This window comes from Streptomyces sp. NPDC127197 (assembly GCF_042672405.1).
In the GTDB taxonomy this organism is placed as follows: Bacteria; Actinomycetota; Actinomycetes; order Streptomycetales; family Streptomycetaceae; genus Streptomyces; species Streptomyces flavusporus.
Map to the genome: position 1 here is coordinate 1 of NZ_JBHXVG010000028.1, position 2,340 is coordinate 2,340.

The window sequence follows — 2,340 nt, forward strand, 5'->3', positions numbered from 1 at the left end:
CCCACGAGCCCACCAGCGAGGCACGAACACGTGCCGCGGCGTGACGGCGAGCGGTTCGTACCAGCGCGACTCGGGCCGGGTCACCCCGGCCGCCAACCACCGCGCGTGCACCTCCCAGTCCATGGGATGCCTCCCAGGTGTACGCGGGCCCGCACGCAGGGGTCTCGGCCGGGGAACAGTCGGATCCGTCCTTATCAGGGTTGCAGGCCGTCACCACTCCCGGGGAGGGCCGGCACGAGTCCTCCCCGGGGGTGCAGGAGTCCGGCACACAGCCGCCGCGGCGGGGGATCGACGCCACGACCGGCGCCCACTGCTGCCCGGCGAACACCGCCTTCAGCCCGGCCGTCTTCACGCAGCCGGCGGGCAGGAACCGCCCCCGCACGCACGGGGTCACGGTGCCGTCCGGGAGGAGGGCGGCCCTCCCGTCGGCACACCGCCCGCACAGCTCCGACGTGGACGGGAACAGCGTGGTCCTGGCCGCGTTGCCCACGGCCCGCACCCGGTCCACCCTCACCTGATCGACACCGAGGGCTTCCATCTCCGCGCGGGCCTGTTCGCCGCGCTGTCCGTCGCGCAGGTGGATGATGCCGACCCTGACCGGGATGCCACGGCGCACCGCCTCGACGATGTTCGCGCGGGTGGAGTCGTGGGAGCCCTTACGGCCGGTGATCTCGTCGTGCCCGTCCGGGTCGCCGGAGCAGTACGACGGGCCCAGACTCAGAGGTCGTTTTCACCTGATTTACGCCACTTAACGCACCTCAGTACTGCACTCTCGCCTCTCATGCGACAAGCCCGTCCGCGACGAGGCGAGAGCAATCGCCCATACGGCATGTCTTGGAGCGAGACGGACTTCAGGGAGTGAGACTGGCAATTCGGGCTGCCGCGGGATCTCACCAGCCGCATGGGTGCAGTGACGCCTCGGAAGTCACACCGCGACGGCGAAGCCATCTGGGATGAAACAGACTTCACCGATGAAAACGACCTCTCAGTGAGTGTTCGAGTGCCTGAGAAGTGCAGGACAAGACAGCTATGGAGTGGTTGGAGAGTGCTGCCTGGGGAGGCTGCGAGAGCCGTTGTCAGAGGCAGTTGGCAAGATCGTGGCTATGAATGGCACTCCTGTCACTCCGCCACGGCCGCTCGATGTTGCCGCGGTTTTTCCTCAACTAGTCCCACTGGCACGCACGGCGACCCGGTTGCATCCCCGCCCCGGGGCACCGACGTGGTGGGACAGCTCGGTCGGTGGGCCTCTGCTGTGGCCCGCCGACGAGCCGTGGCCCCACTGCGAGGGCCCTCATGTGGTGGACGGGATGAACCCGGCCCTGTCCCCAGCTGATGTACGGCTGGAACGACAAATCCGTGCCGCCTCGCGCGGCAGGAGCCTGACCCCGCAGGAACGAGAGACCCTTGAGCGAATCCGGCCCCCTCGGACATATCCGGTAAGGGTGGCGGTCCAGCCGTACGACGGTTCCATAGCGATGCTGCCCGTCGCGCAACTGTACGCACGGGATGTGCCCGATCTGCGCACGCCTGAAGGGGCGGACCTGCTGCAGATTCTGTGGTGCCCCTTCGACCATCCGATCATGCCGAGGACCGTGCTGATCTGGCGGTCGGCAGCCACCATCACCGACATCCTCACCACGCCCCCCGAGCCGCCCGCGATGCAGTTCGACTCCTACCTGCCCGAGCCGTGCCTGCTCCACCCGGAACAGGTCACTGAATACCCCGACCACCTCGAGCTGAGTGCGGAACTGCAGGAGCAGCTCAGGCAGTGGAGTGTGCCGCAGGCAGCCGAGGAGGACATGGACCCGTGGACGTACTACGACTGCGTGCTGTCCAGTGCGCCTGGCTGGAAGGTCGGCGGCTGGCCCGCCTGGGACTCCACTGACCCCATCCCGCGGCCCTGCCCCGAATGCGGCACTGAGATGGAAGTCCTGCTGACCATCGCCACGTTCGAAGGAGGGGACGACGCGGGGCGCAGCTGGTCCCCGTCCGAGGACCCAGCTGCTGAACCGTCCTCCGGATCGGAGCACTTCGACCCCGACCAGCCCACCGCGGTCCAGATCGGCAGCGGCTACAGGCAGCAGCTCTACGTCTGCCCGGCGGCACCCGAGCATCCCCACATCGAATTGATGACGTAGCCCGTCGCCCTCTTATGGGTTGAGAAGCCCGGCTTGTTGTTGGCCACCGGGAGTGTGCAGACATGCTGATGCGCGGTGGGGGGGGCGCCCGCGGCGGCCCCCCCCCCCCGGTGCACGAGGAAGGCCGCGCCGGGGCCCACGGGCGCAAGGCCGCCGGGGGGGGAGGCGCTGAAAGACCAGCTGGGGGGGGGGGCCGAGAGGG

At 68.7% G+C, this 2,340-nt stretch carries 1 protein-coding gene and 1 pseudogene; one reads left to right on the forward strand and one right to left on the reverse strand.

Going from position 1 to position 2,340, the window contains the following annotated elements; all coding sequences use genetic code 11:
- Positions 1-616 (reverse strand): annotated as a pseudogene (locus ACFVJQ_RS32860) (hypothetical protein); the annotation flags it as partial.
- An 826-nt stretch (positions 617-1,442) separates the two neighbouring features.
- Between ACFVJQ_RS32860 and ACFVJQ_RS32865 the strand changes: the two are divergent.
- Positions 1,443-2,138 (forward strand): hypothetical protein, encoded by a 696-nt coding sequence (locus tag ACFVJQ_RS32865; RefSeq protein WP_385789250.1) that lies wholly within the window; start codon positions 1,443-1,445, stop codon positions 2,136-2,138.
- Positions 2,139-2,340: the final 202 nt, after the last annotated feature.